Raw genomic sequence first — 15262 nt, 5'->3', positions numbered from 1 at the left:
ACGCTGGGCACTCGTTACGTGGTTGCGGGATCTTTTGTTCTGGATAGGAAACGATAAATGCAAAAATGCCAGCCCTGAGCGGGACTGGCATTTTTTTCTGTTCAATCAGCCAGATAGTCTTGGCATCGAGAGCAAAACGTCAGGCCAGTACTCTGCCAAGATTGATTTCTAACGTACCGATGAACTGATCGGTCTCGGTGCTGCGTAGCGCCGTTGCTATGGTTGCCATATTTATGTGAAACCCAGTAGGATCGGATTTGATTTGGTCAATCAAAGAAACCGCTACCTCGTAAGAGTCTGCGTTGTACAAGGCTGGATGCTTTTGAACCAGAGTCGGAAGACTGGGGCGGATGGATTCAAAGTTGTGTAGATGAGTAAATTTTTCCGTGTCCACTGTCCTGTAAGGGTTCGAAAATGACGGGTCAATCATGCGAGGGTTGCGCGCCAAATCAATTAATGGAGCCACGTCGAATTCAACACGATCCAGAGTTTTCCCATAATAGAGGTCGAATGTGCCAGGTGCGCCATGTGACATCTCATGGATCAAGACGTCGGCAATTCGGGTTTCATCGTAGCGTGCTGTGCGATAAAAATCATCCAGGTGTTCCGGATAAATCTTGATGAATTTCTTGATCGATTCTTTATGTACAGTCCCATTAATTACCGCCTTCTTCCACCGCTTGTAATCAGGCACATTTAATGCTGCCACTGCGCTGACATCGGCTTTTCTAAACGACACATTGGAGAGCGTGAAAGCATCGAGATCCTTACGCATTGCTCGCAGTTTTAGCCCGATATGTTGAGCAGCTTCGTCGGATCCCGTCCCAAACAGATATTCGAGAACCTTGCGAACTTCGGTGTCTGGCTCTGCATCGGCCAATAAGTGGATCGCATTGTCCAGTTTGGCTTTGGCGGCGGGAATAGCCTTCTTCATGTAACGTTGGGTGTAGCTTTTGGGCATGATCCTGTGCCACGGCAGGGTAGGCAGTTTGAATTTGTAATTGAAATTTTCCAGTTTGGCTCCCCAAGGCTGGCCCAATCGGTTCAGAGCGTACCATTCGTCATTGCGGCGTATACCCCATACCTGAAAGGCATCCTGGGATGTTTGCGCGGGACGCCAGGTTCCTAGGCGAATAGTGTCAGGGTCGACAGTTGCGGCCAGGTGGCGGTGTGGTGTTACGCCCGACCATTTACGCGCATCGAAAACCGCGTTATCGAGTGCGGCCACACTGTTGCGCCACCCTTTGCGCAACAGTTTTGCGCCGTGCAAAAGCAAGTCGGAAGCTCCGTCCAGCGGATTGAACAGGCTGCTCACTAATCCGAGACCTGTCGAAGCCATCGCGCTCGCCTTGGTAGCAATGCTCATGCTTTTGGCGGCAAGGCTGGCAATCTTGGCGGCGGCTCCGACTACTAACAGAACGGTCATCGCGGCTTCTAAAGTACACCCAGCCACCCCTTGGAATTGTCGATCCAGATCGTCTGAGTTCAGATCTTCGATACAGGATTTGAAGGGCACGACAAAATTGAGAAACGTATCCAGATCCTTTTCCCGTTTTGCGCGCAATGCCTCCAGCCTGGTCTGTCCCCAGCACTCTCTCACCAGTTCATCGTAGGTCGCGATTGGCCTGTGCTTCAGTACGAAGTTCACCAATGAGTCGAACTCTGTCGAATAGAAACTCTGGTAATAGCCGTTGATTTCTGAAGTCTGGGGAGACGCTGACAACTCACCGATTTTGTCGATCACACCAGCACTGACGTTGACGAGGCCGGGCGTTACCCCGTGGGTATAACACTCGATGTTCGTGGGCAGCTGGTGTACCTTCGCAGGAAGAGAGTAGTTTTTCTTACTGCTGCGAACGGTTGTGCTTAAAAGGTTTTCCCTTTGCACAAGCGCTGCCAGCTCGGTGTTTTCGCGACAGGTTCCGTGCAAGGTGAATAATTCGTAACAAGTCACTCGGCCCTCGAAGTGTGAACAGATGACTACACCGTAGCGACCCGTTGCCTCCTCTATCTCCTTATGACTTTCCGTCGGTTTGCGCTCGGTCACCTTCAGAATCGCATCAAGGGTTGACGCGATGGGGTTCATGGGGAGAGTAGTGATCGGCTGGAGTTTAGCGACTGATGGTCTTATGGTGAATATCGTCACCTTGCCTTTTAGCAGCCGTGTCCGATCAGGCAGTGGCAATGATGAAAATGCCAGTTTTAAATGCATGTTCATTGCTTGTACATGAGCCACATAGTCACGATTGAACTGACGGTAGAACTCACCATCAGGAGCAATCAGGTTGGGGAGCATGCGGGGAAATGCTTTGTAGATACTTTCGCCCTTCTTCAGATCCCAGTCACCGGTCGCCAGGTCATTAGACATGTGCAGTTCGACAGGCGATACGGGAAACGCGTCGGCGTAAGAGTCCTCCAGTGGTCGATTTTTCGTTTGGTGAAGGACGTCTTGTTCGAGATAGGTACATCCTGGGGCGACCTGCTTGAGAATGTCCAGAGCGACGATCTTGCGAGTCGGCAGAGGGCGAGACAATGTTTGCGCCGTTTCGGCAAGCGTCTTGGCGTGTCGGGCGTACGCGTCCAATGCCACTTCAAGCGAGTCCGTGACCGACTTCTCTACGTCATCCGGCGTGACGATTTTGTTAAACAATGCCCAATCAATCACAGGATCCACGGCAGCGAGAGCGTCGAGCGTCTTTCGCGACTCGGAGACCGCGTCAAACTTCGACAGGTGTTGTAGCTGCGCATAAGTCATCGAGCGCGTCGATCCCGGCGCAATGATTTCCTCCACCGCGACGATCCGGCATAATTCAACCCATTGCGGCGTGCCCAATAACAGGGTGGGAGGCAGATCTCTCACCAGAAATTCCGGTGCGGCTTCTGCCAGCAACAGGTGAGCGGCCAGTGCCGCATTTTTTTCGGTAATCCGGTGGTTCTCGATCAGGTGCCTTTCGAATTCCGTTTGGACATCGGCGAAGGACTTTTCCATGTGCTCGACAGCATATAAGTTGAAACCTGCCACATGATTGCGAGGCTCTTGCTCGCCGACTCCAGGATGAAGATTGAGCAAGAGCGAAGTCACCATCATTAGCTTGAGCGACTCATCTGTTTGGGGTTGGTTTTCTTGCGCGCCATACCAGCCCAGATCCCGCACATAAGCGTTGGCCCAGTAAAAAGCGATGGGGCTGGAAACTACTTTTTCAAGAATATCCTCAGCCTCCGAGCGTTTGAAGGGGGTAGACCTACCGCCCAAAATGCCATTGACCAGGTGCTCAAGTAACGACTGATCCTTGATGTAACTGCTGATGATTTTGCGAAATTCGCTACGCTGAACGGCAGAAAGAGTGACGGAATTGTCTCCCCCGGCTTTGATCATTTCCCAGTAGTTACCAAGCGGTGGACTCACTGGCGGCTTCAGTTGCATGAATTCTGTCAGCCTGAAACCTTCGGCGGCGGTTCGGGGGATGGTGTAACCATGGAATTTCAGCCATTGCGCCAACTCGACTTGGTCAGCGAGAGTGATGATGCCACCGGTCAATTGCGCCATCTCAACCAGTGTATGAAGATCATCATTCAGGTCCGGTGCAAGTTTGAATGCGTTCGCAAAGCCAATTGTGTTGCCTGAGTATCTTGCGTTTATTTCGCCTTCGGAAGTTACTTCGAACAGGGAGTGCTCGGGAAGTCTGAGGGTGACCATTAGTTTTTTGAAGGCGTGTTGTTCGGACATTGTTTTTAGCAGTGCCCTGCCGGGTTGCAGAGCGTCTTCAAGCGTCGACCCGGACTCAAGGGAGATGAGGGCACCTTCCAGCGTGATGGCTTGCGAAGGGGCGAGGTGCTCTCCGCGCTGCTTTAACTTAGATATAACTTCACTTCGCTCACTATTATCACTTTGAGTATGGTGAGCTTGAATGGCGGTGTCGGTGACAGATCTGGATAAGTATCTTTGAGTTGGTGGGGTATGTTTGATGATCATGATAAATCCATTTGGTTTTGGTTCTATGTTTGGGGATCCTCGTTTGTTGTCTTGCGTTTATCAAGAGTTGTTGTGTAAGTGTGTTTTTCAAGTGTTGGTAGTTCTGAATTATATTATTGAGAACTTGTCTGGGGGGGAGATGACCCCTTCATTGCTATTTGAAGAGGTTTGATTATCGATATCTCTATTTGATGATGTTCTTTACTTTGTCCCGCAACTGATCAATCGAGAATGGCTTGCCGATGCTATGCATGCCCTCAGGCACCTCGATGCTCTCGGCATAGCCGCTGGCAAACAGGATCGGCAATTCGGGACGTAGCATGCGCGCCTGCTTGGCCAATTCCCGACCGTCCATGACAGGCAGCCCCACATCCGTCATCAATAAGTCGATGTCCTGGTCCTCATCGTTGATGAATTCCAGCGCCATTTCACTCCCATCCGCCGCAAGCACTCGGAATTCCAATTCCTCCAGTACATCGACGATCAGCGTACGCACGATGGCATCGTCTTCGACGACCAAAATGGTGGAGGCGTTGGTGGGCATAGTGGGCTCTCAAAGGTTGAATTCGCGGTTGCCGGTCGATCGAAACCGCCGGGCTCTTGCATGAGTAAGTGACGAATCACGACAAGTTCCCGACGCGCTACAAAAACAATAGCCGCACAAGAGCCGCAGAGATTAACCGCTCCTTTGTCCCAGAGCAGCTAAATGCGGGATTTTGCCGTAAAACATGTCAGAAAAATGGATCGGCTCGGCCGTTTTGGGGCAGACTCGATGGTTTTCAACAGTACGACAAGGCTTCCCCATGACCTCTGCGTCCTCGGTTGATGAGCAACGATTCCGTAAACTTCTGAGCCGCAACGTCAGCCTGCCATTGGGTGTCGGCGTCATCAGCGCGGTTTTCTTCGTTTCGCTGATCACCTACCTGTTGTCGGTGTTCCAGTGGGTCCAGCACACCGACCGGGTGATCAATAATGCCAATGAGGCGATAAAGCTGACCGTCGATCTGGAAACCGGCATGCGCGGGTTCCTGCTCAGCGGCGACGAACATTTCCTTGATCCCTACGAGACGGCCAAGCCGAGAATCGCCGTCGCTCTCACTACCTTGCTCGAATTGACAGGCGACAATCCGGTCCAGACGGATCGGCTGCGCCGGCTCCAGGCCTTGCAGGCAGAATGGGCCAATTACGCGCAGTCGATGATTGATTTGCAGCGTGCCAGCGGTGACTACCGTGGTGCCGTCAAGGCCGGACGCGGCAAGCGGCTGACCGATGAGATCCGCAAGCAATTCGAAGACGTTATCGACATGGAGCAGCAGTTGCGCACCACTCGTAACGAGGAAGTGCGCCGTACCACGATCTGGAGCATCGCCCTTTATCTGCTGTTCGTGGCCGGTATCAGCGCGATGCTGGCCTACATTGGCCGTCGGGACTTGCTCAACCTGTCCCAAAACTACAGTGCCAACCTCGCGGGACAACAGGCCAGTGCCCGGCGTCTGGAACAGCAAGCCTGGTTACGCAACGGGCAGACCGAACTGGCCGAGCAAGTCCTGGGGCAGCTATCCCTCAATCTGTTGGGACGCAACATTCTGCAGTTCTGCGCCCAATATTTAGGGACGGCTGTCGCGGCGATCTATGTCCGTGAGGATCATGGTGGCCTGAAGCGCATCGCGTCTTACGGTTTCTCCCGGGAACAGGAAGCGCTTGAGCAGCAGATTTACAGTGGCGAAGGAATTGTCGGCCAAGTGGTGCAACAGGCGCGCTTGATCCGTCTCGATGACGTCCCGAGTGATTACTTCAAAATCAGCTCCGGTCTTGGCGAAGGCCTGCCGCACAGCGTGCTGGTGGTGCCGACCAGCGACGACGATCGGGTCAACGGTGTGATCGAATTGGGTTTCCTGCGCACGCTGACGGATCGTGACATCGAACTGCTCGATTTGATTGCCGGCAACATCGGCACCTCGATCGAGGCCGCCCGCTATCGTCATCGCTTGCAGGAAGTGCTGGCCGAAACCCAGCAACTCAACGAAGAACTGCAGGTTCAGCAAGAAGAACTCAAGACCGCCAACGAAGAACTGGAAGAGCAATCGCGGATTCTCAAGGAGTCCCAGACTCACCTGGAAAAACAGCAGGTCGAGCTGGAGCAAACCAACGAACAACTCGCCGAGCAGGGGCAGATCCTGGCCGCGCAACGCGATGCCATGGACCTGAAGAACACCGAACTGAATATGGCTCAAGTTGAGCTCGAAGCGCGCGCCGAAGAATTGCAGCGCTCAAGCAAGTACAAGTCAGAATTCCTCGCGAACATGTCCCACGAACTGCGCACGCCGCTGAACAGTTCGCTGATTCTGGCCAAACTGCTGGCGGAAAACCCACAGGAAAACCTCAGCGCCGAGCAGGTCAAGTTCGCCGAGTCGATCTACTCCGCTGGCAATGACTTGCTTAACCTGATCAACGACATTCTCGACATTTCCAAGGTCGAGGCCGGCAAGCTTGAGGTGCGTGCGGAAAACACCAGTGTCGCGCGACTGGTGGAAGGTCTGCGAAGTATGTTCCAGCCATTGGCTGCGGAAAAGAACCTGGATTTTCAGATCCAATTGCTGGCCGATGCACCGCTGATGCTGTTCACCGACCGCCAGCGCCTGGAGCAAGTGATCAAGAACCTGCTGTCCAACGCAGTGAAATTCACCGAAACGGGCACCGTCAACCTGAGCGTCGCTGCTCAGCCGGACGAGGGCATCGCCTTTATCGTCCGCGATTCCGGCATCGGTATTGCGCCGGACCAGCAGGAAAGCATTTTCGAAGCCTTCCGTCAGGTCGATGGCACCACCAATCGTCGTTACGGCGGCACCGGCCTGGGCTTGTCGATTTCTCGTGATCTGGCCACCTTGTTGGGCGGCTCGATCAGTGTGGCCAGTACGCCTGGGCAGGGCAGTGTGTTTACCTTGGTGCTGCCGCAGCAGTACGTCGAGCCGGGCGACGCGCCTGTCGAGACGATGAAAGCCACGCCGGTTGCCGTGCAGAAAAACGCCGTGGTTGCTGCGCTTGTGCCGCTGATTGCCGAGGTCGACATTCCGCGTTTCGACGATGATCGCAACAAGGCGCCATTCGCCACTCGCTGCATTCTGGTGGTGGAGGATGAGCCGAACTTTGCGCACATTCTCTACGACCTGGCCCATGAACTGGGTTATCAGTGCCTGGTGGCCCACGGCGCCGACGAAGGCTACGACCTGGCCAGGCAGTTCATCCCCGATGCGATTCTGTTGGACATGCGCCTGCCGGATCATTCCGGGCTGACGGTATTGCAGCGTTTGAAAGAACATGCCGAAACCCGGCACATCCCGGTGCATGTGATTTCGGTCGAAGACCGCGTCGAGACCGCCATGCACCTGGGCGCCATCGGTTATGCGGTCAAGCCGACCACGCGTGATGAACTCAAGGATGTGTTTGCCCGTCTCGAAGCTAAACTGACGCAGAAGGTCAAACGGGTCTTGCTGGTTGAAGACGACGATGTGCAGCGCGACAGCATCGCCCGACTGATCGGCGACGATGACATTGAAATCACCGCCGTCGGCCTGGCGCAGGATGCGCTCGACTTGCTGCGCACCACGATCTTCGACTGCATGATCATCGACCTGAAGCTGCCGGACATGCTCGGCAACGACTTGCTTAAACGCATGTCCACCGAAGATATCTGCTCGTTCCCGCCGGTGATCGTCTATACCGGACGTAATCTGACCCGGGATGAAGAGGCCGAGCTGCGCAAGTATTCGCGCTCGATCATCATCAAGGGCGCGCGCTCGCCCGAGCGGTTACTGGACGAAGTGACACTCTTTCTGCATAAAGTCGAATCCCGCTTGTCCCATGAACGCCAGACGATGCTCAAGACCGCCCGTAGCCGCGACAAGGTTTTCGAGGGCCGTAAAGTGCTGCTGGTGGACGACGATGTACGCAACATCTTCGCCCTCACCAGCGCGCTGGAGCAAAAAGGCGCAATCGTGGTCATTGGTCGCAACGGCCGTGAAGCGATCGAGAAGTTGAATGAAGTCGAGGACATTGACCTGGTGCTGATGGACGTGATGATGCCGGAAATGGATGGTTTCGAAGCCACCCTCGAAATCCGCAAGGACCCGCGCTGGCGCAAGTTGCCGATCATTGCGGTGACGGCCAAGGCCATGAAAGACGATCAGGAGCGCTGCTTGCAGGCCGGTTCCAACGATTACCTGGCCAAACCTATCGACCTGGATCGCCTTTTCTCGCTGATTCGTGTGTGGTTACCGAAGATGGAACGAATTTAGTGGAACGCAATACCGAAATCGAACTGCGCTTGTTGATCGAGGCGATCTACCTCAAGTACAGCTACGATTTTCGCGATTATTCCAGCGCGTCGATCAAACGCCGGGTCAATCACGCCTTGAGCCAGTTCGAGTGCAAAACCATCTCGGCGCTGCAAGAGAAGGTTCTGCACGATCCGACCGCGTTCATGCAACTGCTGCAATTGCTGACGATCCCTGTCAGCGAAATGTTCCGCGACCCTTCGCATTTCCTGGCACTGCGTCAGGAAGTGGTGCCACTGCTCAAGACCTGGCCGTCGATCAAGGTCTGGATCGCTGGTTGCAGCACCGGCGAAGAGGTCTATTCGATGGCGATTCTGCTGCGCGAAGAAGGCTTGCTGGATCGCACCATCCTCTATGCCACCGACATCAACCCGCGCTCGCTGGATAAAGCCAGGCAAGGAATTTTCTCCCTGGAGAATGTCCGGGCCTACACTCACAACTACCAGCAGGCCGGTGGTCAGCGTTCGTTCGCCGATTACTACACTGCGGCTTATGGCTACGCCATTTTTGACAAGAGCCTGTGCGACAACGTGACCTTCGCGGATCACAGCCTGGCTACCGACAGTGTGTTCTCGGAAACTCAATTGATTTCATGTCGTAATGTATTGATTTACTTTAATAAAAAGCTTCAGGATCGTGCCTTCGGCCTATTTCACGAATCCTTGTGCCATCGGGGTTTTCTGGCACTGGGCAGTAAAGAAACCCTGGACTTCTCGGCCTATGGCAACCAGTTTGAAGCATTGGTCAAACCAGAACGGATCTATCGCAAATCATGAACAGTGCAGTGCTGGATACTCATCGGTTGGATCTTCGCGGCATCGACCGTTTGCTTGTCGAGCTGGAAGGAATCGCATGCTAAGTAATATCCAGGCTAAATTACTGATCGTCGACGACCTGCCGGAGAACCTTCTGGCGCTCGAAGCATTGATCAGGCGTGAAGACCGTATCGTCTACAAAGCCCTGTCCGCCGACGAAGCCTTATCGCTGTTGCTGCAACACGAATTTGCCATGGCCATTCTCGATGTGCAGATGCCCGGCATGGACGGCTTCGAACTGGCCGAGTTGATGCGCGGCACGGAAAAAACCAGAAACATCCCGATTGTGTTCGTCAGTGCCGCCGGCCGCGAGCTTAATTACGCGTTCAAGGGCTACGAAAGCGGTGCGGTGGATTTCTTGCACAAGCCGCTGGATGTTCATGCGGTCAAGAGCAAGGTCAATGTCTTCGTCGACCTGTATCGCCAGAGCAAAGCGATGAAGCACCAGGTCGAAGCGCTGGAGCAAAGTCGCCGTGAACAGGAGGCGTTGCTCAAACAATTGCAGAACACCCAAAATGAGCTGGAGCAAGCGGTGCGCATGCGTGATGACTTCATGTCCATCGTGGCCCACGAAGTCCGTACGCCGCTCAATGGCCTGATTCTCGAAACCCAGTTGCGCAAAATGCATCTGGCCCGGGATAACGCCGCGGCATTCACCCTGGACAAGATGCACGCTATGGTCGACCGTGACGAGCGGCAGATCAAAAGCCTGATCCGCCTGATCGAAGACATGCTCGATGTGTCGCGCATCCGCACGGGCAAGCTGTCGATCCGCCCCAGTCGGCTGGATCTGGTGCAGCTGGTAAAGAATCTTCTGCAAAATTTCACACCGCAGGTCGAGACCGCAGAGTCGTCGGTGACCTTGACGGCCGACCAGCCCGTGGTGGGCAACTGGGACGAGTTCCGTATCGAACAAGTGATTTCCAACTTGTTGACCAATGCGCTGCGTTATGGCGCCAAGAGCCCGATCGACGTACGCGTGTACAATCACGACGGGCAAGCGCGAGTTGAGGTTCAGGATCGCGGTATCGGGATCAGTGAAGAGAATCAGCAGCGCATTTTTCAACGGTTCGAACGGGTTTCCGCCAAGGCCGTTGTAGCGGGGCTGGGCCTGGGGCTGTTTATTTCGGAGCAGATTGTCGCCGCCCATGGTGGCTCCATCACCGTCGAGAGCCGGATTGGCGAAGGCGCATTGTTTCGCGTTTGTCTGCCGCAGCAGGAAAACAGCCCGATAAACGCAACCTCTGAGTGACCGCACGGTCGTATCAGCAGCTATTGACCGAACAAAGGCTTTCCATGAGTGAAGATGCACAAGATGTGGTACTGATCGTCGAAGATGACCCTTCGATTTTGATGGTGCTGTCTGCTTATTTGTCGGGTGAGGGTTACCGGGTGCTGCAAGCCGAAAACGGCGAGCAGGCCTTTGAAATTCTGGCAAGCAAACCGCATCTGGACATGATGATCACCGACTTCCGCTTACCCGGGGGAATCTCTGGCGTGCAGATCGCCGAACCCGCCGTGAAGCTGCGACCGGAGCTCAAGGTGATCTTCATCAGCGGCTATCCGCAGGAAATTCGTGAGACCGACAGCCCGATCACCCGCAAAGCGCCGATCCTGGCCAAGCCGTTCGATCTGGATGTGCTGCAAAAGATCATGCAGGACATGCTGTCCTGAAGCTGCGCGTCGGTCATTTGCCTGCGCGCGTTTGTACATTTCGGCGAGTCAAGGTTTTACCTGATCTGCCTGAAGGTAAGTGAAAGTCGCATCGGCTGTGGTAGCGGAGGGTAACGTCAGTTTTATAATCGGGACAACCTTTCCCCCGGTTTTAGCGTAAAAGTCACGTTGATCATGTTGTGCGCCGGCGAGCCCGCCGGGTAGATAGTAAAACGCCTCGATGGGCAGTTCCTGAGGAATGTTCTGCGGCCAGGTCGCCAGGATCAACTCGGTGTAGTCGTATGAACCGGCGAACATGTTTTTCAGATTGTGAGCCCTAATAGATTGGTAGAACGAATCGGCGCTCAAGTTGTTCATTGAGTCGCGCACATCGAAACTACACATATTCCAAATGTTCTGATTCCAGTTTGCGATCCATTGTTCAGCAGTGGATATACCGATTGTCTGGCAGAGTCCACTCCGATCGGGTGCATAAGGGTGAGCACCGCATCCCGGCTTATCCCTCAACATAGTCGCGCCGTCTCTTGGGTATGCACACAGAATCTCGATGTGTTTTGTGCCTTCTGGCTTCGATAGTACGGGGTAAAAAATAAAGCCGTTATTTTGCCCAAACACTAGGTTTTTGAACTTCGCGTCTTTGCCCAAAAATGTAAATGAAACGCCGCCGCTGGTTTGAGAGTGCGGGCTGGGGTTCCAGCTTGAATAAGCATCCGATGGTACTGTCGATCGCAAAATGATCCCACGGCAGAGGAAGGCCGGCAGCGAGGGCTTGCCGCAATCAGGGCGAACATCGTTGTAGCGATTGGTCAGGTTGGTTGCGACGGTGGTGCCATTCTGTGCCGAAATCGAGAGGGTGCTGGCGATGCCGCTTTCAGCTTGCACGGCCCGCATGGGCGTCTGTTCATTTGGAGCCGATTGTTGTTGTTCGCGAACCTGACAGCCCGCCAAAAGAACCATCAACATCAGCGCGATGACTTCCTTCATTGCCTCTCCATCCCTTGAATGTGACCTGCGCGTGGCAGGCGGGCGCAGAGCGACCTACCAGGCCGCTCTGCGGATTTCAGAGGAGATTTAATCAAGGAGGAAGTGAACTGAATAGCTGTCAGAGTTGACAGCTGACAGGCTTCAAATCGAGGTCTATGCTGAGCGGCTGTGCCGTGCGATCAAGGTGTGATTTTCCGGATAACACATCAGACCCGAATCATCTCCCGCACCTTCGCCGTCAACAAATCGAAAGTGAACGGCTTGGTGATCATCTGCATGCCGGGATCAAGAAAGCCCCCGCGCACCGCTGCGTGTTCGGCATACCCGGTGATGAACAATACCTTGAGATCAGGCCGATACTGCCGGCCGATTTCCGCCAGTTGCCTGCCGTTCATGCCCGGCAGGCCCACGTCGCTGATCAACAGGTCGATTCGCTGGCCGGAGTCGAGAATCGGCACGGCGCTGTCGGCATCGCTCGCTTCAACGAAGGCGTAGCCCAATTCACTCAATACGGTGCTGACCAGGACTCGCACGGCGGGGTCGTCCTCGACGATCAGCACGGTTTCGCCGTCCCGGGCGAAAGGGGTGTGTTGGGTATCGACTCGGGAGTCCTGGAGCAGTTCCCCGCTGAAACGCGGCAAAAACAGGCTGACCGTGGTGCCTTTTCCGACTTCACTGTGGATGCTGACGTGTCCGCCGGATTGTTTGCTGAAACCGTAAATCATCGACAAACCCAAGCCTGTGCCCTGGCCGATGGGCTTGGTCGTGAAGAAAGGATCAAAGGCCCGGTTGATGGTGCTTTGCGGCATGCCGTAACCGGTGTCGGTGACGCTAAGGACGATGTAATCGCCCGGTTGCAGATTGCTGTGGGCCTCGGTGAACTCCGTATCCAGATGCTGATTGGAGGTTTTGACCAGCAGCTTTCCGCCGTCGGGCATGGCATCTCGGGCGTTGAGCACCAGGTTGAGCAGGGCGCTTTCGAGTTGGTTGGGGTCGGCCTCGGCCACCCACAGTTGCTCGTCCAGTTGCATTTCCAGGTGAATGCTTTCGTTGATGCTGCGCTGCAACAATTCACCCATGGACACCACCAGGGTGTTCATCTGTACCGGTTTTGAATCCAGCGACTGGCGTCGGGAGAACGCCAGCAGTCGATGGGTCAGGCCGGCCGCGCGGTTGGCTGAGGTCACCCCAAGATCGATCAGGCTGTCCAGATCCTCGGTGCGTCCCCGGGCCAGGCGCCGACGCAGCAGCTCGAGGCTGCCGATAATACCGGTCAGCATGTTGTTGAAGTCGTGGGCAATACCGCCGGTGAGTTGGCCGACCGCTTCCATTTTATGGGACTGCCTGAGGGCTTCTTCGTTGTGGCGCAATTGTGCCGTGCGTTCCTCGACCTGTTGTTCGAGGGTTTCCAGGGTATTTTGCAGACGCAATTCGCTTTGGCTCAGATCAATCAACCGATCCCTGGCTTCATACTGCCGTCGTCGCCCGCGCAACGCTGTGGTGACCAGACTGATCAGCGTGACCGGATGAAACGGTCGCTCGAGAAAGGTCACGTTGCCCAACTGCAAACCGAGTCGCGACGCAGGGTTCTGCTCCGGGCCACCGTGGTGGGTCAGCAGTACGATCGGCAGATCCGACCACGCCGGTTGCTGCTCGATCAGACCCAGCAGCGGTTCAAGGTTTGCGCCCAACAAGGCCTCGGAAGCAATCACCAACAGGCCGGCACCCAGTGACAGCTCGTTGCACAACGCGCCCAGATCCCGGGCGATGACCCCCTCGAACCCTGCTTCGTTGAGCATCATCAGCGCGATCTGGCTGTCGCGGCCCAGCGGCGCAAGAATAATCGCACGCTCGGACATTGCCTCCATGGCCGTCACTGGACATCTTCCTTAAGCAGCGGATTGCTCGCGCCCAGGTAAGTGGGCACGCCACGCAATACACCCTGGAACGCATCCAGCGGTTCACCGATGGTTATGCCCTGGCCGCTGATGCGGTACTCGCGAATGGTCGATTCGTGGCTGCCGGTGCGTTTCTTGATGATCGAGATTGCCCGGCGAACCTTGCCCAGGGCCTCGAAGTAGCGCAACAGAATGACGGTATCGGCCAGATAGGTAATGTCGACGGGGGCCTGCATGTCACCGACCAGCCCATGTTGGGCTACGGTCATGAATGTCGCGGCACCCTGACGATTGAGGTACAGCAGCAACTCGTGCATGTGCAGCACCAGGGCATTTTCTTCGGGCATGGCCGCTTGATAGCCGTTGATACTGTCGATCACCACGGTTTTGATATGGCCCTCATCGACACAACGGCGAACCCGGTAGGAGAACTCGCCGGGGGACAATTCGGCGGCATCCACTTGCTCGATCAGCAGGTTGCCGGTGTCTTCCAGGGCCTTCAGGTCAATGCCGATGTTTTTCATACGCTCGAACAGCAGCCCCAGCTCTTCATCGAAAATGAACAGCGCGGCCTTTTCGCCACGGGCCACCGCCGCAGCGGCGAAGACCATCGAGATCAGTGATTTGCCGGTACCGGCCGGACCGAGGATCAGGGTGCTGGAGCCCGTCTCGATACCGCCACCAAGCAGGGCATCCATTTCCGGGATGCCACTGGTCAACTGCTGGCGGGTATAACGCCCGCGATGTTCGGCCGCCACCAGGCGCGGGAAGACATGCACGCCGTTACCCATGATGGTGAAGTCATGGAAACCGCCGCGGTACTTCTGACCGCGGTACTTCACCACGCGGATGCGTCGGCGTTCGGCACCGTAGTTGGGCGTCAATTCTTCGAGACGAATCACCCCGTGCGCCACGCTGTGCACGGTTTTGTCGAGGGCTTCGGTGGTCAGGTCATCCAGCAGCAGCACCGTGGCCTGGTAGCGCACGAAGTAATGCTTGATGGCCAGAATCTGCCGGCGGTAGCGCAAAGAGCTTTGGGCCAACAGGCGGATTTCGGACAGGCTGTCGACCACTACGCGGGTCGGTTTGACCCGCTCGACCGCTTCGAAAAGCTGTTTGGTGGCTTCGCCCAGCTCCAGGTCCGAGGAATACAGCAGACTCTGTTGATGCTCGGCATTGAGCAGGCTTTCCGGCGGCGTCAGCTCGAAGATGTGGATGTTCTCATCCAGCTCCCAGCCGTGGGACAACGCCCCTTGGCGCAGCTCGCGCTCGGTTTCCGACAAGGTGATGTACAACGAGCGCTCGCCAGCACGGGCGCCAGCCAACAGAAAATGCAAAGCGACGGTGGTTTTGCCGGTTCCGGGTTCACCCTCCAGCAAGAACAGGTGACCGCGGGACAATCCACCGGCCAGGATGTCATCCAGACCTTCAATGCCGGTGGCGGCTTTTGCACTGATCAACTCGTTAGATGTAGACAAGAAATGCCCTCTCATGACTAGGGGAAACGAGGCAGCAGGCTGGAAGCGCCTGAGTGGACTGCCTGATCACTTGACCTTTTGCCGAGACGACGGTTCAACCTTTTCC

9 protein-coding genes are annotated in these 15262 nt (G+C 55.4%); 4 read left to right on the top strand and 5 right to left on the bottom strand.

Features of this window, described 5'->3' with window-relative positions:
• Nucleotides 1-139: 139 nt before the first annotated feature.
• Together MMG91_RS00645 and MMG91_RS00640 are read right to left on the bottom strand one after the other, a co-directional pair.
• On the bottom strand, nt 140-3973 hold the full coding sequence (locus tag MMG91_RS00645; protein ID WP_310658389.1) for a hypothetical protein: 3834 nt from the start codon (nt 3971-3973) through the stop codon (nt 140-142).
• A 184-nt stretch (nt 3974-4157) separates the two neighbouring features.
• The gene (locus MMG91_RS00640) at nt 4158-4517 is read right to left on the bottom strand and encodes a response regulator (protein ID WP_310658388.1); all 360 of its coding nucleotides are present in this window, start codon (nt 4515-4517) and stop codon (nt 4158-4160) included.
• A 259-nt stretch (nt 4518-4776) separates the two neighbouring features.
• Between MMG91_RS00640 and MMG91_RS00635 the strand changes: the two genes are divergently transcribed.
• The 4 genes from MMG91_RS00635 (at nt 4777) to MMG91_RS00620 (ending at nt 10796) form a co-directional block, all read left to right on the top strand.
• Entirely contained in the window at nt 4777-8268 is a 3492-nt protein-coding gene (locus MMG91_RS00635; RefSeq protein ID WP_310658387.1) for a response regulator, read from the top strand.
• Nucleotides 8268-9083: a protein-glutamate O-methyltransferase CheR gene (locus MMG91_RS00630; RefSeq protein ID WP_305421389.1), complete on the top strand. Its 816-nt coding sequence runs from the start codon at nt 8268-8270 to the stop codon at nt 9081-9083. Before MMG91_RS00635 ends, MMG91_RS00630 begins: the two co-directional genes overlap by 1 nt.
• A 76-nt stretch (nt 9084-9159) precedes the next feature.
• Nucleotides 9160-10374 (top strand): hybrid sensor histidine kinase/response regulator, encoded by a 1215-nt coding sequence (locus MMG91_RS00625; protein ID WP_310658386.1) that lies wholly within the window; start codon nt 9160-9162, stop codon nt 10372-10374.
• Nucleotides 10375-10418: 44 nt separating this feature from the next.
• Nucleotides 10419-10796 (top strand): response regulator, encoded by a 378-nt coding sequence (locus tag MMG91_RS00620; protein WP_305449666.1) that lies wholly within the window; start codon nt 10419-10421, stop codon nt 10794-10796.
• A 48-nt stretch (nt 10797-10844) separates the two neighbouring features.
• Here the strand turns inward: MMG91_RS00620 and MMG91_RS00615 are convergent, their stop codons facing one another.
• The 3 genes from MMG91_RS00615 to MMG91_RS00605 form a co-directional block, all read right to left on the bottom strand.
• Nucleotides 10845-11780 (bottom strand): halovibrin HvnA, encoded by a 936-nt coding sequence (locus MMG91_RS00615; protein ID WP_310658385.1) that lies wholly within the window; start codon nt 11778-11780, stop codon nt 10845-10847.
• 206 nt (nt 11781-11986) lie between these two features.
• A complete protein-coding gene (locus tag MMG91_RS00610; RefSeq protein ID WP_405046512.1) occupies nt 11987-13648 on the bottom strand; it encodes a response regulator in 1662 nt (553 codons plus the stop codon).
• A 5-nt stretch (nt 13649-13653) separates the two neighbouring features.
• The gene (locus tag MMG91_RS00605) at nt 13654-15156 is read right to left on the bottom strand and encodes an ATPase domain-containing protein (RefSeq protein ID WP_310658383.1); all 1503 of its coding nucleotides are present in this window, start codon (nt 15154-15156) and stop codon (nt 13654-13656) included.
• Between the last annotated feature and the right edge of the window lie 106 nt (nt 15157-15262).

Source organism: Pseudomonas sp. JL3 (genome assembly GCF_031570575.1).
GTDB lineage: Bacteria > Pseudomonadota > Gammaproteobacteria > Pseudomonadales > Pseudomonadaceae > Aquipseudomonas > Aquipseudomonas cucumis.
The sequence above is the reverse complement of the archived record's forward strand: the minus strand, read 5'-3'. Positions and strand labels throughout refer to the sequence as shown.